The sequence below is a fragment of the Streptomyces sp. ISL-98 genome (assembly GCF_018614055.1).
GTDB classification, from domain to species: Bacteria; Actinomycetota; Actinomycetes; order Streptomycetales; family Streptomycetaceae; genus Streptomyces; species Streptomyces spiramyceticus.
In genome coordinates this window covers 51,553-74,251 of record NZ_JAGGPB010000006.1, presented here as the reverse complement: position 1 = coordinate 74,251, position 22,699 = coordinate 51,553, and the positions used below count along the sequence as shown (strand labels likewise).

Genomic DNA, 22,699 nt, shown 5'->3' with positions numbered 1-22,699 from the left:
GCCCGCGCGGACAGCTTGAACCGCCGACCCCTGAGCAGGGCGTCGGCGGTTCAAGGTCACGTCGGGTTGATCACGTCGGGGTGATCAAGTCAGAGGATCAGGCTTCTGGTCCGGCGGGGACCGGAAAGCTGGCGGCGCGCGGTGACGAGAGCGGTGTCGACATCGCGTGTGCCCGTGGAGACGCACAACGTGTAGGCGACATCGTCCATACGCCGCCGGGTCCCGGCGCTACCCGTCTCGGCGTACAGCTTCTTGAGTGTCTCGTACTGCCCGACGAGCTTCCGCAGTACTTCGGGATGGGCCATCAGCACGACTGGTCTCCTTCAGCTCGCAGGACTGAGGGGCTGAAAACTGCCCATCCATCTTCGCACCGGCCGCCCGCCCTGACATCCGCTGACGGTTACCGCAGGTCAGCCGGGCTTGACGCGGCCCCGCCAGGCTCCGGATTCGCCGCCGCGGTGCTCGATGTACTCCTTGAAGCGCCGCATGTCGCCCTTGACGCGACGATCGATCATTCCCGTCATGTCGGCGGCCTTCTCCGCGACTCCGCCGGACTCGACATCCATCACGAGCTCCACCCGCGTGTGCGTGTCGTCCAGGCGCTGGAAGCTGACCAGGCCCTTCTGCTTGGTGTCGCCGCTGGTGGTGCGCCAGGCGATCCGCTCGTCGGGAAGCTGGTCGATTATCTCGGTGTCGAACTCCCGCCGTACGCCACCGATCTTGGTGGTCCAGTGGTTGTGGACGTCATCGAGCTGCCTGACCTCCTCGACTCCCTCCATGAAGTTCGGGAACTCCTCGAACTGAGTCCACTGGTTGTAGGCGGTGTGGACGGGAACCTCGACCTCTACTGACTCCTTCACCGTGCTCATGAGCGCGCCTCTCTCGGTTCCTCTTTCGGTGACTGCGGCTGGGCGGACGCCCTGCCGTACAGATTGCGGACGGTGCAGCCAGTACCCCATGACTGCCTGCCCATGCCCGGGCAGCTTCAGGACGCGTCGGCCCTGCGCCGCCCCCGTGCGCCGCGCAGGGCCTCGATGAGGTCCTCCCGGCTCATGGAAGACCGGCCGGGAATCCCTGCCTCTGTGGCGCGCTCGTAGAGCTCCGCCTTGGTCAGGGAATCGAAGGACGAGGCCTTGCTCGGCTTCCTGGACCTCGCTGTGCTCCTTGCGGCGGTCTTCGCCGCCCCTCCGGCCTTCTGTCCGCGGCGGTCCTTGGGACTCTTGGCCCGGTCGACGCTGGCCCGCAGGGCCTCCATCAGGTCGACCACATTCGTGGACGCGGCCGGCGGTTCCGCCTTCTCGACCGTCTCGCCGGTGCGCTTGGCCTCGATGAGCTTGGCCACCTGTTCCTGGAAAGTGTCGTGGAACTCTTCGGGCTTCCAGTCGATGCTGAGCGTCTCCACCAGCTGCTCGGCCATCTTCAGCTCGCGGTCGGTGACGGCGGCCTCTCCCGGCAGGTCGCCGATCTCCTTGTGCGGGTCGCGGATCTCGTCGGCCCAGTGCAGGGTGTGCAGCGTCAGCAGTCCGCCCTCTGCCTTCAAGGCCACCAGGTACTGGTGGTTGCGCATGACGAACGTGGCGATTCCGGCCTTTCCCGTGCGGGCCATCGCCTTCTCCATCAGGCCGTACACCTTGGCGTACTCCTTGCCCTTGGGGCCGAGGTAGTACGTCTTGTCGAAGAAGGTCGGCTCGACCTGCTCCAGGTCGACGAACCCGGTGATCTCCAGTGCCTTGGAGCGCCCCGGGGCGATGTCCTCCAGCTCGCCGGGCTCGACGATGACGTACTCGTCGCCCGCGTCGAAGCCCTTGACGATGTCGTCCAACGGGACTTCGTCGCCGGTGCGTTCATTCACCCGCTTGTTGCGTACCCGATCCGACGTTCCGCGCTGCAACTGGTGGAAGTGGACGGTGTGGCTCTCCGTCGCCGTGAACATCTGCACGGGCAAGGTCACCAAACCGAACGTCAGGGCACCGCTCCACACTGGACGCGCCATGGCCGCTGCCACCTCCTCTGCCTCCTTCCATGGCACCCCGGACAGCGGCCCGTCGCATCCCGGGCAAGGGCGGTGGTGCCGGGCAACGCAGTGGCCCCGGCCGGTCCGCGCGGGGACCGGCCGGGGCCACTGCTGCTGTACGGCGGCTCAGGTGTGCAGGATGCTGTTCTGGCCCTCGCGGTCATCGGCATGCTCTTCGTCGAACCAGTAGTCGCCATGGGCGAGGTAGCGGAATCCGTACCGCCGTTCGGACGGAAGGGTCACGCTCACGCTCCGGGTGCCGTCCGCGCGCGAGACGAACGGATGGGCGCCGGGCTGCCAGTCGTTGAAATCGCCCACGACGCTGACCTGGCCGCAGGGTTGGTCCGCCGGAATGACGAACGTAATCTTGGTGCGCTGCTTGCGACGGCTGCGTTCCAGCATGCCGGAGACCTTTCCTCGGGGGCGGTTGCCCCAGCATCCACATCCGCCCGCCTTCCGTCGCGTCCTGCTGCCCTGACGCAGCGGTCAGTCGCCCGGATGGCGTCCCCGTGATCCGCCGGGGGAGGTACGGCCGGACGATGCGTAAATGGGGCAATTCTGGGCATCCGCAATGCTGGGACATGGGCACAGTGGGTCGAGGAGATGATCGACATGGTCCCGCTCTTGCTGGTGCTCCTGCTGGTCCTGATCCTCTTCGGGATCGGATTCGCCGCGGAATTCCTCTGGTACCTCGCGCTCGCGGTTCTGATCGTCTGGCTGCTGGGCTTCCTCCTGCGCGGTCCGGCCGTCGGCGGCAGAAGGACGCGCTGGTACCGCTGGTAGACAGACGGGTCTTCGAAGGAGGTCGCCATGGGTGCCCCCATCTGGGAGTACGGAGACACGTCGGGACACGTGCCGGGAGCGGAGCTGGTCGGGTTCAAGGGCGAAGCGTCCGACGGGCACATCGGAAAGATCGACAAGCACTCCGAGGACGTGGGCCGTTCGTACATCGTCGTCGACACAGGTCCGTGGATCTTCGGCAGGCGCGTACTGCTGCCGGCGGGTCTGGTGTCGCGGATAGACGTCGAGAACGAGACGGTTCACCTGTCGGCCACGAAGGCCGAGATCAAGGCCTCACCCGACCTTGAGAGCGGTAAGTACGCGGAAGAGGACATGCCGTTCATGCATCTGATCGAGCAGTACTACGCGAACAGGCACATCTGACTCTCGCCCCGGCTCACTCAGGGGCTCGCTCGGGCCGGATCGCTCAGGCCCACTCCTTCGTGATCCTGAAGGAGTGGGTCTCGTCTCCCAGGATGTGGCCGTCGGCGTCGATGAAGGTGCCTGTCACTTCGTACGTGTCGCGGGCCAGATGGCCGGTCGGCAGGCGCTCGGGCGGGGCGATCACGTCGTACGGGCCGCCCGGCCGGTAACAGCCCAGCATCGTCTCGGACATGCTCACCACGACTCCGTGGCGTTTGCGCACATCGACGAATTTGAGTCCTTCGACCGCTCTGCCGAGGCGGAAAGTCAGCCCGATGCGGATTTCCGCCCCCTCCTTCAGCTCGACGGGAATACCGGGCGAGGGCAAGGGGACAACTTGCTCGCCGTTGCCTTCGACCTGCAGCGTCATGCCGAGAAGCTCGAATGCGAGCGTGCCATGATCCGGATCTGCGAAAGAAGTCTTCATCTGTACGAGCCAGCTTTCGGCAAAGAACGTCAGCTACGTTCGCCGCCGCCCCGAGGCGGTTTCTTCCTCCAGCGTAGGCACCAGCGGCTGAACACGGGTACCGCGCTGACGAAAGTGATGGTCCACGCGGCGGCGAAGGCCCAGAGGAAGGCCGGTTTCACGGTGGTCGACGCGGCGATCAGCAACGCCGCTGATATTGCTCCCATGAGGCAAAGGGCCAGGCCACGCGTCCTGAGTCGCACCGGGGGTATGTGCGGAAGATGTCGGCTGCGCATGGTCCGCAACCGGCGGTCCAGGGTCTGGTCGTCGCCCTGCAGTTTGCCTTCGATTTCGGCAAGGATCCGCTGTTCGTGATCCGAAAGCCCAGCTCCGTCCATCGCTGACGCCTCCATCGCTGACGCCCATGCGGTTCAGCAATCTGTACCCCGATCGCCGAGGCGCAAACAGGGCAATATTCTCAAACCGGGCCGAGTCCTGGTCCGGAAGCTGGGTACGCGTCTGCCGTCCGGCGCGCGACACGAGCACCACACAAGGGTGAGAACGATGACTGCAGAACCGTCCCCCGAGGGCCCGGGGCCCGTACCGGCCGAGCCGGATCCGGTGCCGCGCGACCCGCAGCCGCCCCCCGGACCGGGGCCCGACGCGGAACCGCCTCCGGACCGAGGTCCCGTTACACGGCCGGTCCCGGAGCCTCCCGACTGAACGGAGGGTCACCGTTTGCGGACCCTCAGTGGTCGGCGCACTGTGGATATGCCAGTCCACCCCCCGAAGAAGAACGGAAATTTTCATGAGCAAGGCGAAGGCGAAGGCCAAGCAGGCCAAGGGCAAGATCAAGGAAGCCGCCGGCAAGGCCATGGGCGACAAGAGCATGCAGGCCGAGGGCCGCGGTGAAGAACTGGCGGGCAAGGCTCAGGAGATCGCCGAGAAGACGACCGGCCGGGTCAAGAAGACCGGGAAGTAACGGCAGTTCGCCGCGCACGGCACAAGCGCCGTAAGGGACACAGGGCCCACAGGGCTCCATGCGCCCAGGCGGCCGCATCCGGGCATCGGCCCGGGTGCGGCCGCCCGCTTGTGGTCATCTTCTTCGGTCAGTCGCGCGACCCTTCGGTGGGGTGCTGCTGCTCCTTGTCCGGCGGCGGCGGGGCCATCGGGCGTAGGACCTCATTGCCGTGGTCCTTCAGCTCGTACGGCATGAGCCGCCTCCCGTCCTTGGGGAAATCCGTGTACGAGTGCGGACCGTACTCGTCGATGTGAGTGCGGTGATCCGGGGTCTTGGGCTGTTCCTCCGGGCGCGGCGGAGGTGGCTCCCGCCGTCGGCGGATCATGCCCCACCAGACGGCACCGATCAGCATGGCCACCACTGCCAAGCCCACGACGAACGGCACGATGCCGATCACGTAGTCGTTGTCGGCCGCGAGGCCCGTGACCGTGGTGGTCTCCATTGCGCTGGACAGGTTCATGCAAGCCGGGTACCCCGGAGTGGGACGGCTCATGTTTTCAGAGTCCAAAGTTCGGCAAAGCGTGTCATATGGTGCAAATCGGCTACACGATGATGACCGAGCAGGCAGGCCCGCGTGAGCTCGTCGAGCACGTGGTGGGAGCGGAGCGGGCAGGCTTCGACTTCTCCGTGACGTCCGACCACTACTTCCCGTGGCTCGACTCCCAGGGCCACTCGCCGTACGCCTGGAGCGTGCTCGGCGCCGCCGCGCAGGCCACGTCGCGGATCCCGCTCATGACGTACGTGACGTGTCCGACCGTGCGGTACCACCCGGCGGTGGTCGCCCAGAAGGCCGCGACGATGCAGCTGCTCTCCGAAGGACGCTTCCGGCTCGGCCTCGGATCCGGTGAGCACCTCAACGAGCACGTGGTGGGCGTCGGCTGGCCCGCCGCCCATGTCCGCCTGGAGATGCTGGAAGAGGCCGTCGAAGTGATCCGGGCGCTCTTCGAGGGCAGCACAGTGAGCCATCACGGCACCCACTTCGACGTCGAGAACGCCAAGCTGTGGGACCTGCCCGACAAGCCGCCGCCGATCGGGATCGCGGTGTCCGGGGACCGGTCGTGCGAGGTCGCGGGCAGGCTGGGCGACCTCGTCATCGCCACCGATCCCAAGCGTGAGCTGCTCGAGGCGTTCGACCGGTACGGCGGTACGGGCAAGCCGCGCGTCGGCCAGGTGCCCGTCTGCTACGACACCGACCGGGACGCCGCCGTCGCCCGGGCGCACGAGCAGTTCCGCTGGGCCCTCGGCGACTGGAAGGTCAACTCCGAGCTGCCCGGACCGGCCGGATTCACCGATGCCACCGAGTTCGTACGCCCGGAGGACGTCACCAGGACCATCCCGTGCGGCGATGACGTCGACACCTTCGTCGAGGCGGTACGGCCGTTCGTCGAGGCGGGGTTCACGGAGATTGCCCTGGTCCAGGTCGGTGGTGGCCATCAGCAGCCGTTCCTCGACTGGGCCGAAAAGTCCCTGCTCCCCGCGCTGCGCGAACTCTGAGCGCCGCCGCGCGGACGGACGCGGCTGTGCGGGTGACTGTGCGGCGCGGCTGCTTGCGGCGGGCCCCGACGGAAGGTGGCCTGACGTCCCCCGACGCCGAGTCCCAGGAGATCCGGATGCGCTCCCTCCTCACCGTCACCATCAGCACTGTCATCACCGTCAGCGTCACCGCCGCCGCGACGCTCGCCCTCACGGGCGCGGTCCCACCCGCTCAGGCGGACGACGACGTCGTCCCCGGTCCGAAGCCGACGCGCGGGCTGTTCCTGACCGTCTCGGGGTCGGAGAACACCTGGATCCGGGGCGTCATGCTGAACTGCCCGCCCAAGCCTTCGGGCCACCACCCGGAGGCCGCCGCGGCCTGCGCGGCGCTCGACAAGGCGAACGGCGAGTTCGACGCGCTGCCGGTGGACAGCCACCCGTGCACGAAGAGGTTCGACCCGGTGACCGTCAGCGCCACGGGCACGTGGCGGGACCGCCCCACGGCATGGAACAAGACGTACTCCAACCCGTGCGAGCTCGACGTCGCGACCGGCGCCGTCTTCCGCTTCTGATCGGCATTGGACGGCCGGCCCCCCGCGTCGCGCAGTGTCGTTTCAGCGGCTGCGCGACGCCGCCATCCCGATCGTGACGAGGCCCAGCACGACCCAGCCGAACCACAGCCAGCCGTTGCTGCCGAGCGCCGCCGTGTACGCCGAGATCACCACCAGCGACCCGAGGGTGAGCACCCCCATGGCCTTCGTAGAACCGGGCATGTGCGCCCCCTCCTTCGGCTGGAGGGCCATCGTCACCCCTGAAGGGCTCCCGCGCTACTGTGCCGACGTTACCGGCGTCCTAGCGCCCGCGTGCCTGCAGCGAGGCGAGGTAGGCGTTGTACTCCGCCAGCTCCTTGTCGCCGTCCCGGTCGGCCGCCCGGTCCGCGCGCCGCGCCACCCGCTGCTCGGACCGGTACCACTGGAACACCAGCGCGATCAGCACCAGCACCGACGGGATCTCGCTGAACGCCCAGGCGATGCCTCCCGCCGCGTTCTGGTCGGTCAGCGCGTCGATGCCGAGCGACGCCGGCGGGTTCTTGTACGTACCGATCATGGGCTGGGTCGCCATCATCAGCGCGATGCCGAAGAAGGCATGGAACGGCATTCCGGCGAACAGCTCCAGCATCCGCATCACATAGCCGGGGCGGTGCGGCCCCGGGTCGACGCCCATGATGGGCCAGAAGAAGACCAGGCCGACGGCGAGGAAGTGCAGCATCATGCCCAGGTGCCCCGGCTTGCTCGACATCAGGAAGTCGAAGACGGGCGTGAAGTAGAGCGCGTACAGGCTCGCGATGAACAGCGGGATCGTGAACGCCGGATGCGTGACGATCTTCATGTAGCGGCTGTGCAGCAGCATGAGCAGCAGCTCGCGCGGTCCCTTGCGGTTCCCGCGCCCCGCCACCGGCAGGGCGCGCAGCGCCAGCGTCACCGGAGCGCCGAGCAGCAGCAGGATCGGCGAGAGCATGCTGATCACCATGTGCTGCACCATGTGCACGCTGAACATGACCATGCCGTAGTCGTTGAGCTTGGTGCACATCACAAGCGCCACGCTCAGCACACCGACGACGAAGAGAACGGTCCGGGCGACCGGCCAGGCGTCACCGCGCCGGCGCAGCCGCACCACGCCCCACCCGTACAGAGCGATCGCCAGCAGGCAGCCGACCAGGAAGAAGGCGTCGGGGGAGAACTCCAGCCCCCGTCCCAGCGTGAACGGCGGCAAATCCATGTTCATGCCGCTGCCGTGCCCGCTGTGATCCATCTTTGTACTCCCGTGGGGGCTACCCATTCGTGCCGGTTGTCCGCTACAGAGTAGAACCGCCCCCTGCCGCGCTTGCGGCCGGGGGCGGTCGGTCAGACAGGCAACAGGCTCAGAGCACGCACTCGGCCTCGGCGTACCGCTCGGTGGGCACGGTCTTGAGGGTCTCGACGGCCTCGGCGAGCGGGACCATCGTGATGTCCGTACCGCGCAGCGCCGTCATCATCCCGAACTCACCGCGGTGCGCCGCCTCCACCGCGTGCCAGCCGAAACGGGTCGCGAGGACGCGGTCGTACGCGGTCGGGGTGCCGCCGCGCTGGACGTGGCCGAGGATGACCGGGCGGGCCTCCTTGCCGAGCCGCTCCTCCAGCTCGATGGAGAGCTGCCTGGCGACGCCCGCGAAGCGCTCGTGGCCGTACATGTCCTTGCCGCCGACGTCGAACTCCATGGAGCCCTCGCGCGGCTTGGCGCCCTCGGCGACCACGACGATCGCGAACCGCTTGCCCGCCGAGAAGCGCTTGCCGACCAGCTCGGTCAGCTCACCGATGTCGAAGGGGCGCTCGGGCACGACGATGGCGTGCGCGCCGGCGGCCATTCCGGAGTGGAGCGCGATCCAGCCGGTGTGCCGGCCCATCACCTCGACGATCAGCACCCGCTGGTGCGATTCGGCGGTGGTCTTGAGCCGGTCGAGGGCCTCGGTGGCCACACCGACCGCCGTGTCGAAGCCGAATGTGACGTCGGTCGACGCGATGTCGTTGTCGATGGTCTTTGGTACGCCGACGATCGGCAGCCCCGCCTCGGACAGCAGATTCGCCGCCTTCAGCGTGCCCTCGCCGCCGATCGGGATGATCGCGTCGAGCCCCAGCTCGGCGACGTGGCCGCGGGCGGTCTCGACGCCGCCGCGCAGATGTGCGGGCTGCACCCGCGAAGAGCCGAGAATCGTGCCGCCACGGGCGAGAATGCCACCGACCGCGTCAAGATCGAGCTTGCGGTAGTCGCCTTCCAGGAGGCCCTTCCAGCCGTCGTGGAACCCGATGACCTCGTCGCCGTGATCGACGACGGCGCGGTGCACGACGGAACGGATGACGGCGTTCAGGCCGGGGCAGTCGCCGCCGGAAGTGAGTACACCAATGCGCATGCCCGGAATACCTTTGCAACGTGGGCCAAGGACCGGACCACGTCGTCCGGTTGTATCCCCGTCACCCTACTCGCGCAGGGTGACGGGGCCGAACCGGGCGTCCGCCTGCTGGACACCATAAACACGTACGAAACGAACAATCCGTCAGGCGGGCTGCTGCGCCGCGCCGATGCGCTCGGCGCGCAGCGCGTCGTACCACCGGTCGTCGGTGGGCGGCAGCGCGTTGACATCGAGGGCCAGCTTCAGCAGCAGGTCCGCGATGAGCGGGTTGCGGGCCAGCACGGGGCCGTGCATGTACGTACCGAAGACGGTGTCGTTGTACGCGCCCTCCGTGCCGTCGCCGGTTCCGTTGCCCTTGCCGATGCGCACCCGGGCGAACGGCCGTGCCGTCGGGCCGAGATGCGTGATGCCCTGGTGGTTCTCGAAGCCGGTCAGCGGCGGCAGGCCGAGGCGCTCGTCGATGTCCCCGAGGACGTCGCCGACGCACCGCTCGCCCTCGCCGCGCGTGCTGACGACGTCGAGCAGGCCGAGGCCCTCCTCGCGCTCGCCGAGGTCGTTGATGAACTCGTGGCCGAGGATCTGGTAGCCGGCGCAGACCGAGAAGACGATCGCTCCGTTGGCCACCGCACGGTTGAGCCCGCCGTCGCGGCGGAGCCGCTCGGACGCGAGCCGCTGCGGCCGGTCCTCGCCGCCGCCGATCAGGTAGATGTCGCCCGAAGTGGGGATCGGCTGGTCGCTGCGTACGTCCACACGGTGCACGTCGAGGCCGCGCTGACGGGCCCGGCGCTCCACGACGAGGGCGTTGCCCTGGTCGCCGTACGTGCTCAGCAGGTCCGGGTAGATCCACACCAGGCGCAGGCTGTTGTCGCTCATGCTTGCTTGTCCTTTTCCGGTGTACGCGGACTAGTTGCCGACGCGGCGGCGCAGGTCCTGGAACGCGGTGTAGTTGGCGATCGTCTCGATCAGCCCGGGCGGCGCGAGCTGCACGGCCTCGTCGAGGCTCTCGCAGACCCGGAAGTCCAGGTTCGCGACCTCCAGGCGCACGGCCAGGTCCAGCTTGCGGTCACCGAGCACGAAGATCGGGTGGCCGGCGAGACGGGTGTAGTCGACGTCCCACAGCCAGGAGGTGTCCGTGCCGTCCGCGCCGCGCGCGTTGACGGCCAGGATCACCGGCGTCGGCGGCGGGTTGATGAGGGAAAACGTTTCGAGCCAGCCCGCCGGGTTCTTCGCGAGCAGCAGCCGCAGTTCGCGGTCCTGGAACTGCACCACGTCGTACCGTCCGGCGACCGCCTGCACCTGGTACATCCGCTCCAGCGCCACCTGCGGCGGCACACCGAAGGCGGCGGCGACCGCGGCGGAGGTGGCGGCGTTCGCCTTGTTGGCGCGGCCGGGCAGCTGAAGATGGATCGGCCACGCCGAACCGTGCGGGTCCAGGACGTGGTCGCCGCTGAGCACCCAGCTCGGGGAGGGGCGGCGGAAGCCGCACTCGCCGCAGAACCAGTCGTCGCCGGGGCGCTGCATCACACCGCCGCAGGACGGGCAGGACCAGGCGTCGTCCTTCCACTCCTGGCCCGCCGCGACCCACACCACATTGGGGGAGGAGGAAGCGGCCCAGACGATCAGCGGGTCGTCGGCGTTCGCGATCACCACGGCCTTCGTACCGGACAGCCCCTCGCGCCACCTCTCGGCGAGCATCCGCGTCTCGGCGGCGCGGTCGAGCTGGTCGCGGGAGAGGTTGAGCAGTGCGATCGCCTTAGGCGTCACATCGCGCGCGACTCCGGCGAGGTACTTCTCGTCGACCTCGATCACGCCGTACTTCGCGTCCGAGCCGCCGGCCAGGGCGGAGGTGATGCCCGCCGGCATGTTGGCGCCCAGCGCGTTGGAGACGACGGGGCCGCTGGCCCGCAGCGCCTCGGCGATGAGGCGGGTCGTGGTCGTCTTGCCGTTCGTCGCGGAGACAAGCACGACGTCGAGATGCTGGGCGAGCCGCCCGAGCAGATCGGGGTCGAGCTTGAGCGCCACCTTGCCGCCGATCACGGATCCACTGCCGCGCCCCGCGGCGCGGGACACCGCCGCCGCGGCCTTGCCTGCCGTCACGGCCAGCTTGGCCCGCGGCGACAACGGCTCCGTGTTGCCTGCCATCGTCACTGATCCTCCTTGCATCCGGCGCCGCACTTGCCCCAGGTCCACCGGTCAACGTCGGGGCTCAGCCTATCGAGATACCGCCTGGGCCCCGAACCCCGGCACCACCGGGGACGCCGTCGGCTCCGGTGGAACGTACGCTTGCCGCCATGCGACACCGCCCGATTCCCGGCAGTTCCGGGCTCGTTCGACCCATGACATTGTTCGGCGCCGAGGTGCTGCACGCCTCCTGCGACACCGTGACCGAGTTCGGCCCCTCGCTGGCCCGGCTCGTCGAGGACATGTACGCGACGATGTACGCGGCCCAGGGAGTCGGCCTCGCGGCCAACCAGGTCGGCGTACCGCTGCGCGTCTTCGTCTACGACTGCCCGGACGACGAGGACGTCCGGCACGTGGGGCACATCGTCAACCCACGACTGGTCGAGGCCGACGGCATCACCGTACGCGGTCCGGAGGGCTGCCTGTCGCTCCCGGGCCTCGAAGCGGGCACGGAGCGCTTCGACCGGGCGCTCGTGGAGGGAGCCTCGGTCACGGGCGAGCCCGTCCGCATAGAAGGCACCGGGTTCTTCGCCCGCTGCCTCCAGCACGAGTGCGACCACCTGGACGGCCAGGTCTATACGGACCGGCTCACGGGGTGGCGGCGGGCGCGCGCACTGCGCGCCGCCCGCCGGGCGGGCTGGTAGGCCGCCGGCGCCGTCAGAAGCCGGGGGCGCCCACGCGGTCGCCTGCCGTGGCCAGCCGGCCCCACAGCAGGTCGGCGAGGCTGGACACCAACACCTTGCGGGAGCACGGGCGTTCACCCAGCCACCAGTCGCCGGCCGCGTGCATCATGCCGACGATGCCGTGGCCCCATACCCGGGCCAGCAGTTCGCTCTCCGGCCCGAGGTCCACGCGTTCGGCGATCACCTTCGCCAGTTCCTCGCCGAGCCGGCGCAGCAGCGGCGCCGAGTGGCGGCCGACGTCGAAGCCCTGCTCGGGCTGGTGCGCGTCCTCGGCGGGGTGCATCAGGAACCGGTACACCTCGGGCAGCGCCTCGATCGCGGCGAGGTAGGTGTCAAGGGTCGCCTCGACCCGCTCGCGCCGGTCGGCGGGCGCGTCGACCGCCGCCCGCAGGGCGTCGAGCAAGGCGTCGGTGTGGCGCTTGGCCAGGGCCCGGTAGAGGCCGCCCTTGTCGCCGAAGTGCCGGTAGAGGATGGGCTTGGTGATGCCCGCCTCGGCGGCTATGGCGTTCATGGAGGCCTGCGGACCGTCCCTGAGCACCACACGATCCGCGGCTTCGAGCAGTTCCCGCCGCCGCCGTGCGGCCGCCGAGCGCTGCTGCTGCTCGTCCTGCTGTGTGGTGTCCATGGTGTGTCTCCCCGCCCAACTGCGATTCCGTGACGCCTGCGAAACGTAACACCATGGCGGCGGTTGCCGCCGGTCCGGAGGACTGCGGTTGACAGCTCCTACTTGCTGGTAACAGACTCCGGTTACCGCAGGTAACGCATGAAATTGAAGCAGTGCTGGAGGGGACATGGCCGAGTTCACGCTCGAACTCAACGATGACCAGAAGCAGGTCCGCGACTGGATTCACGGGTTCGCCGCCGATGTGATGCGCCCGGCCGCCGCCGAGTGGGACGAGCGTGAGGAGACTCCCTGGCCCGTGATCCAGGAGGCCGCCAAGGTCGGCATCTACTCCCTGGACTTCTACGCGCAGCAGTTCTTCGACCCGACGGGTCTCGGCATCCCGATGGCGATGGAGGAGCTGTTCTGGGGCGACGCGGGCATCGGACTCTCCATCGTCGGTACGGGCCTGGCCGCCGTGGGCGTCCTCGCGAACGGCACCGAGGAGCAGATCGGCACCTGGATCCCCCAGATGTACGGCGACGCTTCCGACGTCAAGGTCGCCGCCTTCTGCTCCTCCGAGCCGGACGCCGGATCCGACGTCTCGGCGATGCGTACCCGGGCGGTGTACGACGGCGCCAAGGACGAGTGGGTGCTGAACGGCACCAAGACCTGGGCGACCAACGGCGGCATCGCCAACGTCCACGTCGTCGTCGCCCTCGTCGACCCCGAGCTCGGCTCCAAGGGCCACGCCTCCTTCATCATTCCGCCCGGTACGCCAGGTCTGTCCCAGGGGCAGAAGTTCAAGAAGCACGGCATCCGCGCCTCTCACACCGCCGAGGTCGTACTGGAGGACGTACGCGTCCCCGGCCACTGCCTGCTCGGCGGAAAGGGCAAGCTCGACGAGCGCCTCGCCCGGTCACGCGAGCGAAGCGAGATGGGGGTCCCCCCGGCCGAAGGCTGGGGGAGCGCTCAGAAGGGCGGCGAGCGCGTCAAGAACGCCGCGATGGCCACCTTCGAGGCGTCCCGCCCGGCTGTGGGTGCGATGGCGGTGGGTACCGCCCGTGCCGCGTACGAGGTCGCGCTCGACTATGCCAAGACCCGCGAGCAGTTCGGTCGCCCGATCATCGACAATCAGGGCATCGCCTTCCAGCTCGCCGACATGCGCACCCAGATCGACGCGGCGCGGCTGCTGGTGTGGCGGGCTTCCTGGATGGCGACCACGGGCAAGCCGTTCACCTCGGCCGAGGGGTCCATGTCGAAGCTGTACGCCAGCGAGACGGCCAAGAAGGTCACGGCGCAGGCCGTCCAGATCCTCGGCGGCAACGGTTTCACGCGGGAGTACCCGGTGGAGCGCATGCACCGTGACGCAGCGATCTACACGATCTTCGAAGGCACGAGCGAGATCCAGCGCCTGGTGATCGCCCGCACGCTGTCGGGCATGCCGATCCGCTGACGACCGCTGACGACCCGCGGACGTACGAAGGCGCCGTCTCCGCCGTGGGGGCGGGGACGGCGCCCTCATGCGCCTTCGTGCGCCTTCATGTGTGGCGAAGTCAGGCGGGAAGGTGCGCCTCGATGGCGGCCACTATCTCGGCCGCCTCCGGCTCGGTGCGCGGACGGAAGCGGCCGACGACCTCACCCTCGCCGGAGATCACGAACTTCTCGAAGTTCCACTGGATGTCGCCGGCCTCGCCGTCGGCGTCGTTGACCTGCGTCAGCTCGGCGTACAGGGGGTGGCGGTGGTCGCCGTTCACCTCGATCTTCTCCAGCAGCGGGAACGTCACGCCGTAGCTCGCCGAGCAGAAGGTCTGGATCTCGTCCGAGCTGCCCGGCTCCTGGCCCGCGAACTGGTTGCACGGCACACCGAGCACGGTGAAGCCCCGGTCCGCGTACGTCTGCTGGAGCCGCTCAAGGCCCGCGTACTGCGGCGTCAGGCCGCACTTCGACGCGACGTTCACCACCAGTACCGCCTTGCCCCTGTAAGCCTCAAGGGTCACCGGCTCGCCGGTCAGGGTGCGCAGGGGGATGTCGTACAGGCTCATCGCCGTCTCCTCATAGCTTGCTGGTCTCTGACCCGTACTGTTCCAGAGACAGGCGGGCCCGCCGCCGACGGCCCTGCCTTCCGGGGCCGGATATCGTTGCCCGAGCCTGCTGGAGCCGATGGTGTCGCCGGCCCGGCTTCCGGTCCCGCTCTTCCCTCCGTACGACAGGTTCCCTCCGCCTTGCAGACGCTGCTCCTGCCTGCCCGCCCGTCCTGGCTGTCCCCGAAGATTCTGCGCACGGAGGTGCTGGCCGGTCTGGTTGTCGCGCTCGCGCTGATCCCCGAGGCGATCTCGTTCTCGATCATCGCCGGAGTGGACCCGGGCGTCGGTCTGTTCGCGTCGTTCACGATGGCTGTCACCATCGCGGTCTTCGGCGGCCGGCCCGCCATGATCTCGGCGGCGACCGGCGCCGTCGCCCTGGTCATCGCCCCGCTCAACCGCGAGCACGGCTTCGGCTACCTGGTCGCGGCCGTGATCCTGGGCGGCATCTTCCAGATCGTCCTGGGGGCGCTGGGAGTGGCCCGGCTGATGCGGTTCGTACCGCGCTCCGTGATGGTGGGCTTCGTCAACGCCCTCGCGATTCTGATCTTCATGGCGCAGGTGCCGGAGCTGACGGACGTGCCCTGGGGCGTCTATCCGCTGGTCGCGGGCGGGCTGGTGCTGATGGTGCTCTTCCCGAGGATCACCAGGGCCGTACCGGCGCCGCTGGTTTCCATCGTGATCCTCACGGTCATCACGCTGGCCGCGGGGATCGCCGTACCGACGGTGGGGGACAAGGGTGAGCTGCCGTCCTCGCTGCCGATGCCGGGCCTGCCCGACGTGCCGTTCACGCTGGACACGCTGACGACGATCGCCCCGTACGCGTTCGCGATGGCGCTGGTCGGGCTGATGGAGTCGCTGATGACGGCCAAGCTGGTCGACGAGATCACCGACACCCACTCGAACAAGACCCGCGAGTCGATCGGCCAGGGCGTCGCCAACATCGTGACGGGCTTCTTCGGCGGCATGGGCGGCTGCGCCATGATCGGCCAGACCATGATCAACGTGAAGACGTCCGGCGCGCGGACCCGCCTCTCGACCTTCCTCGCGGGCGTCTTCCTGATGATCCTGTGCATCGTCTTCGGGCCGGTCGTCTCCGACATCCCCATGGCCGCGCTGGTCGCCGTCATGATCCTGGTCTGCGTCGGCACCTTCGACTGGCACTCGATCGCGCCCGCGACGCTCCGGCGGATGCCGACGGGCGAGATCACGGTCATGGTGATCACCGTCGCCTGCGTGGTGGCGACCCACAACCTGGCCATCGGTGTGGTGGTCGGCTCGATCACCGCCATGGTCATCTTCGCCAAGCGCGTCGCCCACCTCGTCGAGGTCAGCCCGGTCACGGACCCCGACGGGCGGCGGACGGTCTACACCGTGACCGGCGAGCTGTTCTTCGCCTCCAGCAACGACCTGGTGACCCGGTTCAACTACAAGGACGACCCGGAGAACGTCGTCATGGACCTCTCCGCCGCCCACATCTGGGACGCCTCGTCGGTGGCGGCGCTCGACGCGATCACCACCAAGTACGAGGGCCGCGGAAAGACCGTGGAGATCGTCGGCCTGAACCGGGACAGCGCCGAACGCCACGGCAGCCTCAGCGGCGAACTCGGCACCCCCTAGCCCAAGCGCTCACGCTTTTTTGTCGTCCCAGGGGGAGCCCAGCCAGCTCTCGAAGCTGCGCATCAGCAGCAGCAGTGCGGCGGCGAGCCGCCAGTCGACCCACTCAGCGTGGACCTGCACTTCGTCGTCGTTCGACCGGAACTCCAGTACGGCGTCCTTGCCCCGGGTGCGCCAGATGATCCGGCGCGGGCCGCGCGCGACGTCGCCGCTGCCCGACAAAATGCTTCCTACGGCGATCGCGGCCTGGACGGGGAAGAGCAGCCACCACACGTACCACCAGAAAATCCGGCCCTTGAAGCCCACGGCTTCCGGCGCGCCGGTCTGCGCCACGGTCCAGCGGGTGCGCAAGCCGTTGCCCGACAGGGCCTTCTCGCGGGTGAGAGCGCCGACGACTTCGCCCTGCTCGCCCAGCACTTGGTACGTGGCGACGCAGTCGGAAGCCGACTTGGTGACGACGGTGGCGATCCGGCGTTGGCGGTAAGGGTCGGCCCACAGGACGAAGGAACGTATGCCGTCCTTGCGCGCCGCAAGATACGCGGGGACGCCTCCGGGCGGCAGTTCGCGCTCCGCGTGGGCGACCACGTGCGCGGGCTCGGTCGCCGTCGCCGCGTACTTCACCTGGTGTTTCACCTCGTGCGAGTCGGTCCGGGGCTCGGACCACAGCCGCAGGACGGCGCTCATCGCTGATTTCCTCTCGGTCGTACGGAATCCGGCCCGTCACCGGCGAGGCCGGTCTCCCAGACCCACGCGGCGATGCCGACGCGGTTACGGGCGCGGAGCTTCGCCTGGATGTTGGCGATGTGGGTCTTGGCGGTGCCCGGCGAGATGAACAACTCCGCGCCGACCTCCGCGTTGGTCAGGCCGCGCGCGACGAGCAGGGCGATCTCCCGCTCCCGGGCGGTGAGCGGGTCGGGAGCAGCGGGAGCGGCGGGACGGGTGGGGGAAGTACGGGTCGGTCCCGGCTCCGTCGCGGACAGTTGGCGCAGCAGCCGGACGGTCAGCTGCGGGCTGATGAGCGTGTCCCCGGCCATCGCCGCCCGTATGCCCTCGATCAGCAGATTGGGGCCCGAACGCTTCAGCAGGAAACCGCAGGCTCCGTTGCGCAGCGCGGTGTGTACGTAGTCGTCGACGTCGAAGGTCGTCACGACGATGACGTGGATGGGGTGCTCGGTGCCTGGGCCTGCCAGCAGCCGGGTGACCTCCAGGCCGTCGAGCCGTGGCATCCGGATGTCGGCCAGGACGACGTCCGGGCGCAGCGCGCGGGCCAGCTCGACGGCGGCCGCACCGTCGGCAGCTTCCCCGACGACGGTCATGTCGGGCTGCGAGTCGAGGATGAGCCGGAAGCCGCTGCGTACGTCTTCCTGGTCGTCGGCTATCAGGATGCGGGTGGTCACGGGATCATGATGCCGTGGCCTCTGCTCCGGTGGCGGGGAGGGCCGCCGTCACCCGCCAACCCCCTTGGTGCGGGCCCCAGGTGAAGGTGCCTCCTGACGCTCGGACGCGTTCGGCCAGGGCCGGCAGGCCGGTGCCTCCGCTGCCTCCGCGTTCGAAGCGGGGGAGGGGAGGCAGCGACGAGGGGCGGCGGCCGCCGTCGTTGGTGATCGTCACCTCGACGGTCGTACGGTCCGTGGTGAGTGCGACCTCCACCTCGGCCGCTCCTGGTGCGTGCCGGCGGACGTTGGTCAGCGCCTCCACCACGACCCGGTGGACGGTCGCGGCGCCCTCGCGGGAGAGCACCTCGGCTGCGCCGGGGGCGATGTCGAGGCGGGCGCGGGTGCGACCCGTATCGCTGAACCGGTCTATGAGGGTGGCGAGTTGGTCCGTTCCGGGGAGTGCTGTACGGGCGCCGGCCGGGGGTAGGTCTTCGCCGGATTCGTCCGCCGTGTGCAGCATGCGTACCGTACGGTCGATCGACGCCAGGGCCGCGAGCCCCGCCCGCTCGATCCGCTCCAGTGCCAGGGCGGCCGCCGCCGGGTCGTTCTGCGCCACGAAACGGGCCGCCTGGGCCTGGACGACGATGCCGCTGACGTCGTGGGCGACGAAGTCGTGGAGGTCGTGGGCGAGTTCGAGCTGCTGGGCGCGGCGGGCGGCGACAACGGCCAGGTGCCTGCGGCGTTCCATCGAGCGCGGGTAGCCGCCGACCACGAGTGCACCGATCACGGGCACGGTCCAGAAGGCCGCCAGGCCGACGTACTCGAAGAAGGACGCGGACGGCACGAGCGGAAGCGTCCACAGGGCGACTGCCGTGGCGGCAAGGCCGCCGCCGGCGAGGAGCTGCGGGCGCGGTGCCCAGCGTGCGGCGGCGGTCAGCAGCACCAACGCCGCTGCTGCTGCGACGAGTTGCCACGCCGAGCCCGTACGTGTGCCGTGTCCCGGCCAGACGAACGTGGCTACGAGGAGCAGGGCTCCGGCAGCGCCCGCGGCAACCCCGGTCCACCGGCGTGAGCGCGGCAAGCATCCGGCCGCGCCGAGCGCGATGGCGACGGCCGCGAGCGCCGGTGCGGGCCCGGCACCCAGAGCGAGGGTGGCGACGCACCAGGCGGCGCCTATGACGACACGGTCCCTGTGTGCCATGCCCATGATCTTCACGTCTACGACCCTATGGCCCGGGCCGGTCCGTCCGCCTCTGCCGAACGGCACAGAGGCCAGGCCGGGCCGCGTTGTGGATCTCCCGATCGGCCGATGGTCGCAGCCTGGCCCGGCGGCGGAAGCTGATGCCACACCGAACAGCGGCTCAACCAGCCGCCGTGAAAAGGGAGTTCATCATGTTGCGCAGCAGCACCACGATCCGTACGGCCGTCGCAAGCCTCGCCGCACTGGCCGCCATCGGTGGTCTCGCCGCCTCCGCCAATGCCTCGGCGTCGGGCGAAGCCCACGCCAAGCCGCAAGCGCAGACCCAGGCGAAGAAGGCGCCGAAGGAGTCCAGCCTCACCGGCTCCGCCAAGATGTACCGCAAGGACGGCCAGCGCGTGAACTTCTCCTTCGACGCCCACGGTTTCGCCCCCGCCGAGCCCGACGAGCCGGACGCCCCCGCGGGCACCTCGCGCGGCACCTTCCGCTTCAGCCACTACACCGCCGACGGCAAGCAGGGCGCGTACGCCGAAGGGCGCATCGACTGCCTGCTGACCGGCGGCCCGGTCGCCACCGCCACCGGCATCATCACGCGCTCCGACCACCCCTCCGGAATCGTCGGCAAGCGCGTCGGCTTCACCGCCCTGGACAGCGGCAAGCGCGACCGAGTCGGCTACAGCTGGGCCGTGGGCAGCATCGACACGATGAAGGTGCCGAAGTGCCTGAGCGCGGCGCCGTACGAGACGGTCGAGAGCGGCAACTTCAAGGTCGAGCACGTCATGCCGGAGAACCCTTCCGCGAAGTAAACAATCGACGAGAGTTTCGGCATCAATTCGCAGAATGCTTATTGATTGCACTCTTGAAGAGTCTGTAAACCTGCCGCTCAACAGCCAACGACGGTGTTGAGGAGCAGGGCGATGAACAGACGGTGGATGCGCCGGACCGCGGCCATGAGCGCGGCCGGCGCGCTCGCTCTCGGGCCGACCGGATGCGGCGGCGCGGCGGGGAGCACGTCGGCGGGCAGCGGCAAGGAGCTCACGTACTGGTCGATGTGGAAGCAGGGCGAGCCGCAGCAGAAGGCGCTCTCCGCCGCGATCGAGGACTTCACCGCCGAGACCGGCATCAAGGTCAAGCGCTGAGCAGGCTGGGCGCGCGGAGCGCCGGCGCGGGCACCTCGCTCTTCGCCATCGGCCTCGGCATCCCCGCCCATGCGGCGTTCCTGCCGCTGTACCAGGTGATGGCGCCGCTGAGCCTGGTCAACAACCTCCGGGGACTGTGGCTGCTCTGCACCGCGACGTCGATGCCGTTCGCAGTCTTCTTCCTCACCGGCTTCTTCCGGCCGCTGCCCGCCGAACTGGAGGAGGCGGCGGCCCTGGACGGCGCCTCCCCCTCGTACACCTTCTGGCGGATCATGCTGCCGCTGGCGCGCTCCGGGCTGATCACCCTGCTGCTGCTCAACGTCATCAACCACTGGGGAGAGACCTTCTTCGCACTGGTCTTCATCCAGGAGCAGGAACTGCAGACACTGCCGCTGCTCGGCTTCATGCAGCAGATGCAGTACAACGGCGCGGACTGGGGCGGTCTCTTCGCGGGCATCGCGGTGGTCGTCCTGCCGCTTGTCGCGCTGTACGTCTGGCTCGGCCGCCGCATCATCGAGGGCATGACGCTCGGATCCGGCAAGTAGCCGGCGATTGGAAAGGCAAACCGCACTGTGTCGACTGTGTCACCTCGACTTACGGCTCTCATCGCCATGCGCCAGGACGTGGCCGCGCTGGCTCTCCCCGACGGCGTACGGGCGCGGCTGGCCGCGGTCTGCGACGTGCCGGACCTTGTGGTCGACGATTTCGGGCGGCCGGAGGCGCGCAAGGCGCTGGCCCGTGCGGATGTGCTGATCTCGGGGTGGGGCTGCCCGGTGGTTGACGCGGGCGTGCTCGCCGACGCACCGCGGCTGAGGGCCGTCATGCACGCGGCGGGCTCGGTCAAGCAGGTGCTCGCCGCCGCGGTCTGGGAACGCGGCATCACCGTCTCGTCCGCCGCGCCCGCCAACGCGGCTCCGGTCGCCGCGTACACGGTCGCCGCGATCCAACTGTCGGCCAAACGGGCGTTCCGCGCGGCGGGCGAGTACCGGGCGGGCCGGCCCCAGGACCTGACGGTCTCCCCGACGACCGGCCTCCACGACCGTACGGTCGGCGTCATCGGGGCCTCGAAGATCGGGCGGCTGGTGCTGGGGCGACTGGCCGGGGCGGGGGTGCGGCTGCTGGTGCACGACCCGTATCTGGGGGCGGCGGACGCGGATGCGCTCGGCGCGGAACTGGTAGGCCTGGACGCGCTGTTGAGGGCCTCGGACATCGTGACGCTGCACGCGCCGCTGCTGCCCGGGACCCGGCATCTCATCGACGCGCGGGCGCTCGGGCTGCTGCGGGACGGTGCGGTGCTCATCAATACGGCGCGCGGTGGGCTCGTGGACACCGAGGCGCTGGCGGAGCACTGCGCGGCCGGCCGCATCGACGCGGTACTCGACGTCACCGACCCCGAACCGCTGCCGCTGGCCCACGTCTTGCTGACCTTGCCGAATGTGCTGGTCACGCCGCATGTCGCGGGGGCGATGGGTACGGAGGTACGGCTGCTGGGCGCGTTCGCGGTCGCGGAGGTGGAGCGATTTGCGGCGGGCGATGCGCTGGTGGGGGAGGTACGGGCGGAGGACTTGCCACGCATCGCTTGACCGCGGGGACGGTGCGGGTCGCCTGCGGCGCGTTCCCCTACCCGCCCCTTCCCGGCTGTGACATTTGCGGCTGCCGTCGCGTGGGGGCAAGCCCCCAGACCCCGGGACGCCTTTGGGGGTCCCCCCGGACGAAGTCTGGGGGAGTGTCCTCAAATGCTGGACGGGCTGGACTTCCCGGCCCGGCCGCAGTTCGTCCGTACCCCGTGCGGATCGTCGGAGGCGTGCAGGCCGGGCACCAGCAGCAGCCCGTGCACCCGGCCGCCAGCAGTTCGGCGATCGCCGCGTCCTCCGCCTTCGGGTCGTAGTACGAGCAGGCCAGCACGAACTGGGCGCCCGCTTCTGCCAGCACCTCGTCTGACAAGGGAGTCACGATGATTGCGATATGCGCCCCCTGGCGGCCGCCGTGCTGGTCACCGCCCTGCTCGGCGGCACCGCCGAGTCCGGGCCCTCCCGCACTCTGGTGTTCAGCGACGAGTTCACGGGCTCGGCGCTCGACACCACCAAGTGGAACGTGCGCGACCAGGAGCGCACCGAATCCGGCCGCACCGACGGCATCCGCTGGTGGTGCAAACCGGCCAACGTCCACGTGATACCGGAGAACGGCGGCAACCTCGCCATCGACCTGCGCAAGCTGGGTACTGATCAGTACGCGGGCGGCCGCGTCGACACCGACGGCATCTTCGACTTCACCCACGGCACGCTCGAAGTGCGCGTCCATGTCCCGCCCACCGAGGCCACTTGGGTGCCGTCTGGCTCCAGACGCACAGCTGGGGCACCATCAAGGGCAGCGCCGAGGACGGTGCGGAGATCGACCTGATGGAGAGCGCGTACAAGGCCGACAAGTACGCCGCGACCATCCACTACGACGGCTACGGCGCCGACCACCAGCAGTCCGCACAGGTCGTCGCCGCCCCCGCGCTGCACACCACGCACTACCAGACCATCGGACTCAACTGGACGCCCTCCCGCATGGAGTTCACGTGCGACGGCCAGATCGTGCGTACCGTCACCGACCCGAAGCTGATCAGCCAGGTGAAGGAGTATCCGATCCTCTCCCACGAGGTCCTGGACTGGGCCGAGGGCGATGTGACGACGGCGCCGCTCGACTACCGCTCGACGATGTACGTCGACTGGATCCGCGTCTGGCAGTGAGCGCCGCCGTCCCTACGCGAC

At 69.2% G+C, this 22,699-nt stretch carries 31 protein-coding genes; 14 read left to right on the top strand and 17 right to left on the bottom strand.

Going from position 1 to position 22,699, the window contains the following annotated elements; all coding sequences use genetic code 11:
• Positions 1-89: 89 nt before the first annotated feature.
• The 4 genes from J7I98_RS07230 to J7I98_RS07215 form a co-directional block, all read right to left on the bottom strand.
• Entirely contained in the window at positions 90-311 is a 222-nt protein-coding gene (locus J7I98_RS07230; protein WP_214919754.1) for a DUF5133 domain-containing protein, read from the bottom strand.
• Positions 312-410: 99 nt separating this feature from the next.
• Complete coding sequence (locus tag J7I98_RS07225) at positions 411-869, bottom strand: SRPBCC family protein (RefSeq protein ID WP_214919753.1); 459 nt, start codon at positions 867-869, stop codon at positions 411-413.
• A gap of 116 nt (positions 870-985) precedes the next feature.
• The gene (locus tag J7I98_RS07220; protein WP_214919752.1) at positions 986-1,993 is read right to left on the bottom strand and encodes a Ku protein; all 1,008 of its coding nucleotides are present in this window, start codon (positions 1,991-1,993) and stop codon (positions 986-988) included.
• A gap of 147 nt (positions 1,994-2,140) precedes the next feature.
• Positions 2,141-2,416 (bottom strand): isoamylase early set domain-containing protein, encoded by a 276-nt coding sequence (locus tag J7I98_RS07215; protein WP_214919751.1) that lies wholly within the window; start codon positions 2,414-2,416, stop codon positions 2,141-2,143.
• A 210-nt stretch (positions 2,417-2,626) separates the two neighbouring features.
• Between J7I98_RS07215 and J7I98_RS07210 the strand changes: the two genes are divergently transcribed.
• Together J7I98_RS07210 and J7I98_RS07205 are read left to right on the top strand one after the other, a co-directional pair.
• Positions 2,627-2,797 carry a hydrophobic protein gene (locus J7I98_RS07210; protein ID WP_214919750.1) on the top strand — a complete coding sequence of 57 codons (171 nt, stop codon included), beginning with the start codon at positions 2,627-2,629 and terminating at the stop codon, positions 2,795-2,797.
• A 27-nt stretch (positions 2,798-2,824) separates the two neighbouring features.
• Positions 2,825-3,178, top strand: coding sequence for a PRC-barrel domain containing protein (locus tag J7I98_RS07205; RefSeq protein WP_214919749.1), 354 nt, complete (start codon positions 2,825-2,827; stop codon positions 3,176-3,178).
• Between the two features lie 43 nt (positions 3,179-3,221).
• Here J7I98_RS07205 and J7I98_RS07200 read toward each other — a convergent pair whose 3' ends face one another.
• Together J7I98_RS07200 and J7I98_RS07195 are read right to left on the bottom strand one after the other, a co-directional pair.
• Positions 3,222-3,644 (bottom strand): rho GDP-dissociation inhibitor, encoded by a 423-nt coding sequence (locus J7I98_RS07200; protein ID WP_214919748.1) that lies wholly within the window; start codon positions 3,642-3,644, stop codon positions 3,222-3,224.
• A 29-nt stretch (positions 3,645-3,673) separates the two neighbouring features.
• The gene (locus tag J7I98_RS07195) at positions 3,674-4,021 is read right to left on the bottom strand and encodes a DUF3040 domain-containing protein (RefSeq protein WP_214919747.1); all 348 of its coding nucleotides are present in this window, start codon (positions 4,019-4,021) and stop codon (positions 3,674-3,676) included.
• Positions 4,022-4,431: 410 nt separating this feature from the next.
• On the opposite strand from J7I98_RS07195, the gene J7I98_RS07190 reads away from it, so the two are divergent.
• On the top strand, positions 4,432-4,605 hold the full coding sequence (locus J7I98_RS07190) for a CsbD family protein (RefSeq protein ID WP_214919746.1): 174 nt from the start codon (positions 4,432-4,434) through the stop codon (positions 4,603-4,605).
• A gap of 127 nt (positions 4,606-4,732) precedes the next feature.
• On the opposite strand, the gene J7I98_RS07185 is transcribed toward J7I98_RS07190, so the two are convergent.
• Positions 4,733-5,104, bottom strand: a complete 372-nt coding sequence (locus tag J7I98_RS07185; protein ID WP_214919745.1) for a DUF6479 family protein — start codon at positions 5,102-5,104, stop codon at positions 4,733-4,735.
• Between the two features lie 68 nt (positions 5,105-5,172).
• On the opposite strand from J7I98_RS07185, the gene J7I98_RS07180 reads away from it, so the two are divergent.
• Positions 5,173-6,138 carry an LLM class F420-dependent oxidoreductase gene (locus J7I98_RS07180; RefSeq protein ID WP_214919744.1) on the top strand — a complete coding sequence of 322 codons (966 nt, stop codon included), beginning with the start codon at positions 5,173-5,175 and terminating at the stop codon, positions 6,136-6,138.
• Between the two features lie 116 nt (positions 6,139-6,254).
• A complete protein-coding gene (locus tag J7I98_RS07175; protein ID WP_214919743.1) occupies positions 6,255-6,689 on the top strand; it encodes an SSI family serine proteinase inhibitor in 435 nt (144 codons plus the stop codon).
• 42 nt (positions 6,690-6,731) lie between these two features.
• Here the strand turns inward: J7I98_RS07175 and J7I98_RS07170 are convergent, their stop codons facing one another.
• The 5 genes from J7I98_RS07170 to J7I98_RS07150 all read right to left on the bottom strand — a co-directional run bounded on the left by J7I98_RS07170 (position 6,732) and on the right by J7I98_RS07150 (position 11,206).
• Positions 6,732-6,890 carry a hypothetical protein gene (locus J7I98_RS07170; protein ID WP_214919742.1) on the bottom strand — a complete coding sequence of 53 codons (159 nt, stop codon included), beginning with the start codon at positions 6,888-6,890 and terminating at the stop codon, positions 6,732-6,734.
• A 79-nt stretch (positions 6,891-6,969) separates the two neighbouring features.
• Positions 6,970-7,929 carry a cytochrome c oxidase assembly protein gene (locus J7I98_RS07165; RefSeq protein WP_214919741.1) on the bottom strand — a complete coding sequence of 320 codons (960 nt, stop codon included), beginning with the start codon at positions 7,927-7,929 and terminating at the stop codon, positions 6,970-6,972.
• Between the two features lie 109 nt (positions 7,930-8,038).
• Positions 8,039-9,064, bottom strand: a complete 1,026-nt coding sequence (locus J7I98_RS07160; RefSeq protein WP_214919740.1) for a 6-phosphofructokinase — start codon at positions 9,062-9,064, stop codon at positions 8,039-8,041.
• A gap of 144 nt (positions 9,065-9,208) precedes the next feature.
• Positions 9,209-9,937, bottom strand: coding sequence for a type 1 glutamine amidotransferase (locus tag J7I98_RS07155; protein ID WP_214919739.1), 729 nt, complete (start codon positions 9,935-9,937; stop codon positions 9,209-9,211).
• A 30-nt stretch (positions 9,938-9,967) separates the two neighbouring features.
• Positions 9,968-11,206: a MurT ligase domain-containing protein gene (locus J7I98_RS07150; protein WP_214919738.1), complete on the bottom strand. Its 1,239-nt coding sequence runs from the start codon at positions 11,204-11,206 to the stop codon at positions 9,968-9,970.
• 149 nt (positions 11,207-11,355) lie between these two features.
• Here J7I98_RS07150 and def point away from each other — a divergent pair, with 149 nt between their 5' ends.
• A complete protein-coding gene (def, locus tag J7I98_RS07145; protein WP_214919737.1) occupies positions 11,356-11,889 on the top strand; it encodes a peptide deformylase in 534 nt (177 codons plus the stop codon).
• 13 nt (positions 11,890-11,902) lie between these two features.
• Here the strand turns inward: def and J7I98_RS07140 are convergent, their stop codons facing one another.
• On the bottom strand, positions 11,903-12,553 hold the full coding sequence (locus J7I98_RS07140) for a TetR family transcriptional regulator (protein ID WP_214919736.1): 651 nt from the start codon (positions 12,551-12,553) through the stop codon (positions 11,903-11,905).
• A gap of 166 nt (positions 12,554-12,719) precedes the next feature.
• Between J7I98_RS07140 and J7I98_RS07135 the strand changes: the two genes are divergently transcribed.
• The gene (locus J7I98_RS07135) at positions 12,720-13,985 is read left to right on the top strand and encodes an acyl-CoA dehydrogenase family protein (RefSeq protein WP_214919735.1); all 1,266 of its coding nucleotides are present in this window, start codon (positions 12,720-12,722) and stop codon (positions 13,983-13,985) included.
• A gap of 100 nt (positions 13,986-14,085) precedes the next feature.
• Here J7I98_RS07135 and J7I98_RS07130 read toward each other — a convergent pair whose 3' ends face one another.
• Positions 14,086-14,574 (bottom strand): glutathione peroxidase, encoded by a 489-nt coding sequence (locus J7I98_RS07130; RefSeq protein ID WP_214919734.1) that lies wholly within the window; start codon positions 14,572-14,574, stop codon positions 14,086-14,088.
• Between the two features lie 180 nt (positions 14,575-14,754).
• Between J7I98_RS07130 and J7I98_RS07125 the strand changes: the two genes are divergently transcribed.
• Positions 14,755-16,233, top strand: a complete 1,479-nt coding sequence (locus J7I98_RS07125) for a SulP family inorganic anion transporter (RefSeq protein WP_374225085.1) — start codon at positions 14,755-14,757, stop codon at positions 16,231-16,233.
• A gap of 9 nt (positions 16,234-16,242) precedes the next feature.
• Here J7I98_RS07125 and J7I98_RS07120 read toward each other — a convergent pair whose 3' ends face one another.
• From J7I98_RS07120 to J7I98_RS07110, 3 genes are read right to left on the bottom strand one after another with little or no spacing between them, the layout of a single operon-like run.
• On the bottom strand, positions 16,243-16,914 hold the full coding sequence (locus J7I98_RS07120) for a hypothetical protein (protein ID WP_251020269.1): 672 nt from the start codon (positions 16,912-16,914) through the stop codon (positions 16,243-16,245).
• Positions 16,911-17,627: a response regulator transcription factor gene (locus tag J7I98_RS07115; RefSeq protein ID WP_214919733.1), complete on the bottom strand. Its 717-nt coding sequence runs from the start codon at positions 17,625-17,627 to the stop codon at positions 16,911-16,913. The genes J7I98_RS07120 and J7I98_RS07115 overlap by 4 nt, the downstream gene beginning before the upstream one ends.
• Before the next feature lie 4 nt (positions 17,628-17,631).
• On the bottom strand, positions 17,632-18,807 hold the full coding sequence (locus J7I98_RS07110; RefSeq protein WP_214919732.1) for a sensor histidine kinase: 1,176 nt from the start codon (positions 18,805-18,807) through the stop codon (positions 17,632-17,634).
• A 191-nt stretch (positions 18,808-18,998) separates the two neighbouring features.
• Between J7I98_RS07110 and J7I98_RS07105 the strand changes: the two genes are divergently transcribed.
• The 6 genes from J7I98_RS07105 (at position 18,999) to J7I98_RS07080 (ending at position 22,678) form a co-directional block, all read left to right on the top strand.
• Positions 18,999-19,610, top strand: coding sequence for a hypothetical protein (locus J7I98_RS07105; RefSeq protein ID WP_214919731.1), 612 nt, complete (start codon positions 18,999-19,001; stop codon positions 19,608-19,610).
• Positions 19,611-19,721: 111 nt separating this feature from the next.
• Positions 19,722-19,943, top strand: a complete 222-nt coding sequence (locus J7I98_RS07100; RefSeq protein ID WP_214919730.1) for a hypothetical protein — start codon at positions 19,722-19,724, stop codon at positions 19,941-19,943.
• Positions 19,856-20,488 (top strand): carbohydrate ABC transporter permease, encoded by a 633-nt coding sequence (locus J7I98_RS07095; protein WP_214919729.1) that lies wholly within the window; start codon positions 19,856-19,858, stop codon positions 20,486-20,488. Before J7I98_RS07100 ends, J7I98_RS07095 begins: the two co-directional genes overlap by 88 nt.
• A 66-nt stretch (positions 20,489-20,554) precedes the next feature.
• Positions 20,555-21,526 (top strand): hydroxyacid dehydrogenase, encoded by a 972-nt coding sequence (locus J7I98_RS07090; protein ID WP_214919874.1) that lies wholly within the window; start codon positions 20,555-20,557, stop codon positions 21,524-21,526.
• 382 nt (positions 21,527-21,908) lie between these two features.
• The gene (locus tag J7I98_RS07085; protein ID WP_214919728.1) at positions 21,909-22,343 is read left to right on the top strand and encodes a glycoside hydrolase family 16 protein; all 435 of its coding nucleotides are present in this window, start codon (positions 21,909-21,911) and stop codon (positions 22,341-22,343) included.
• Positions 22,265-22,678, top strand: a complete 414-nt coding sequence (locus J7I98_RS07080; RefSeq protein WP_214919727.1) for a family 16 glycosylhydrolase — start codon at positions 22,265-22,267, stop codon at positions 22,676-22,678. The genes J7I98_RS07085 and J7I98_RS07080 overlap by 79 nt, the downstream gene beginning before the upstream one ends.
• The last annotated feature ends 21 nt before the right edge of the window (positions 22,679-22,699 follow it).

Excerpts from the sequence above, each read along its gene's own strand:
- J7I98_RS07085 (WP_214919728.1), top strand. The coding sequence starts at position 21,909 with ATGCGCCCCCTGGCGGCCGCCGTGCTGGTCACCGCCCTGCTCGGCGGC.
- J7I98_RS07100 (WP_214919730.1), top strand. The coding sequence starts at position 19,722 with ATGAACAGACGGTGGATGCGCCGGACCGCGGCCATGAGCGCGGCCGGC.
- J7I98_RS07090 (WP_214919874.1), top strand. The coding sequence starts at position 20,555 with ATGCGCCAGGACGTGGCCGCGCTGGCTCTCCCCGACGGCGTACGGGCG.
- J7I98_RS07130 (WP_214919734.1), bottom strand. The coding sequence starts at position 14,574 with ATGAGCCTGTACGACATCCCCCTGCGCACCCTGACCGGCGAGCCGGTG.
- def (WP_214919737.1), top strand. The coding sequence starts at position 11,356 with ATGCGACACCGCCCGATTCCCGGCAGTTCCGGGCTCGTTCGACCCATG.
- J7I98_RS07170 (WP_214919742.1), bottom strand. The coding sequence starts at position 6,890 with ATGCCCGGTTCTACGAAGGCCATGGGGGTGCTCACCCTCGGGTCGCTG.
- J7I98_RS07210 (WP_214919750.1), top strand. The coding sequence starts at position 2,627 with ATGGTCCCGCTCTTGCTGGTGCTCCTGCTGGTCCTGATCCTCTTCGGG.
- J7I98_RS07175 (WP_214919743.1), top strand. The coding sequence starts at position 6,255 with ATGCGCTCCCTCCTCACCGTCACCATCAGCACTGTCATCACCGTCAGC.
- J7I98_RS07165 (WP_214919741.1), bottom strand. The coding sequence starts at position 7,929 with ATGGATCACAGCGGGCACGGCAGCGGCATGAACATGGATTTGCCGCCG.
- J7I98_RS07160 (WP_214919740.1), bottom strand. The coding sequence starts at position 9,064 with ATGCGCATTGGTGTACTCACTTCCGGCGGCGACTGCCCCGGCCTGAAC.
- J7I98_RS07220 (WP_214919752.1), bottom strand. The coding sequence starts at position 1,993 with ATGGCGCGTCCAGTGTGGAGCGGTGCCCTGACGTTCGGTTTGGTGACC.
- J7I98_RS07120 (WP_251020269.1), bottom strand. The coding sequence starts at position 16,914 with ATGAGCGCCGTCCTGCGGCTGTGGTCCGAGCCCCGGACCGACTCGCAC.
- J7I98_RS07150 (WP_214919738.1), bottom strand. The coding sequence starts at position 11,206 with ATGGCAGGCAACACGGAGCCGTTGTCGCCGCGGGCCAAGCTGGCCGTG.
- J7I98_RS07135 (WP_214919735.1), top strand. The coding sequence starts at position 12,720 with ATGGCCGAGTTCACGCTCGAACTCAACGATGACCAGAAGCAGGTCCGC.
- J7I98_RS07140 (WP_214919736.1), bottom strand. The coding sequence starts at position 12,553 with ATGGACACCACACAGCAGGACGAGCAGCAGCAGCGCTCGGCGGCCGCA.
- J7I98_RS07180 (WP_214919744.1), top strand. The coding sequence starts at position 5,173 with ATGGTGCAAATCGGCTACACGATGATGACCGAGCAGGCAGGCCCGCGT.
- J7I98_RS07105 (WP_214919731.1), top strand. The coding sequence starts at position 18,999 with ATGTTGCGCAGCAGCACCACGATCCGTACGGCCGTCGCAAGCCTCGCC.
- J7I98_RS07195 (WP_214919747.1), bottom strand. The coding sequence starts at position 4,021 with ATGGACGGAGCTGGGCTTTCGGATCACGAACAGCGGATCCTTGCCGAA.
- J7I98_RS07200 (WP_214919748.1), bottom strand. The coding sequence starts at position 3,644 with ATGAAGACTTCTTTCGCAGATCCGGATCATGGCACGCTCGCATTCGAG.
- J7I98_RS07215 (WP_214919751.1), bottom strand. The coding sequence starts at position 2,416 with ATGCTGGAACGCAGCCGTCGCAAGCAGCGCACCAAGATTACGTTCGTC.
- J7I98_RS07205 (WP_214919749.1), top strand. The coding sequence starts at position 2,825 with ATGGGTGCCCCCATCTGGGAGTACGGAGACACGTCGGGACACGTGCCG.
- J7I98_RS07185 (WP_214919745.1), bottom strand. The coding sequence starts at position 5,104 with ATGAACCTGTCCAGCGCAATGGAGACCACCACGGTCACGGGCCTCGCG.
- J7I98_RS07225 (WP_214919753.1), bottom strand. The coding sequence starts at position 869 with ATGAGCACGGTGAAGGAGTCAGTAGAGGTCGAGGTTCCCGTCCACACC.
- J7I98_RS07190 (WP_214919746.1), top strand. The coding sequence starts at position 4,432 with ATGAGCAAGGCGAAGGCGAAGGCCAAGCAGGCCAAGGGCAAGATCAAG.
- J7I98_RS07155 (WP_214919739.1), bottom strand. The coding sequence starts at position 9,937 with ATGAGCGACAACAGCCTGCGCCTGGTGTGGATCTACCCGGACCTGCTG.
- J7I98_RS07110 (WP_214919732.1), bottom strand. The coding sequence starts at position 18,807 with ATGGCACACAGGGACCGTGTCGTCATAGGCGCCGCCTGGTGCGTCGCC.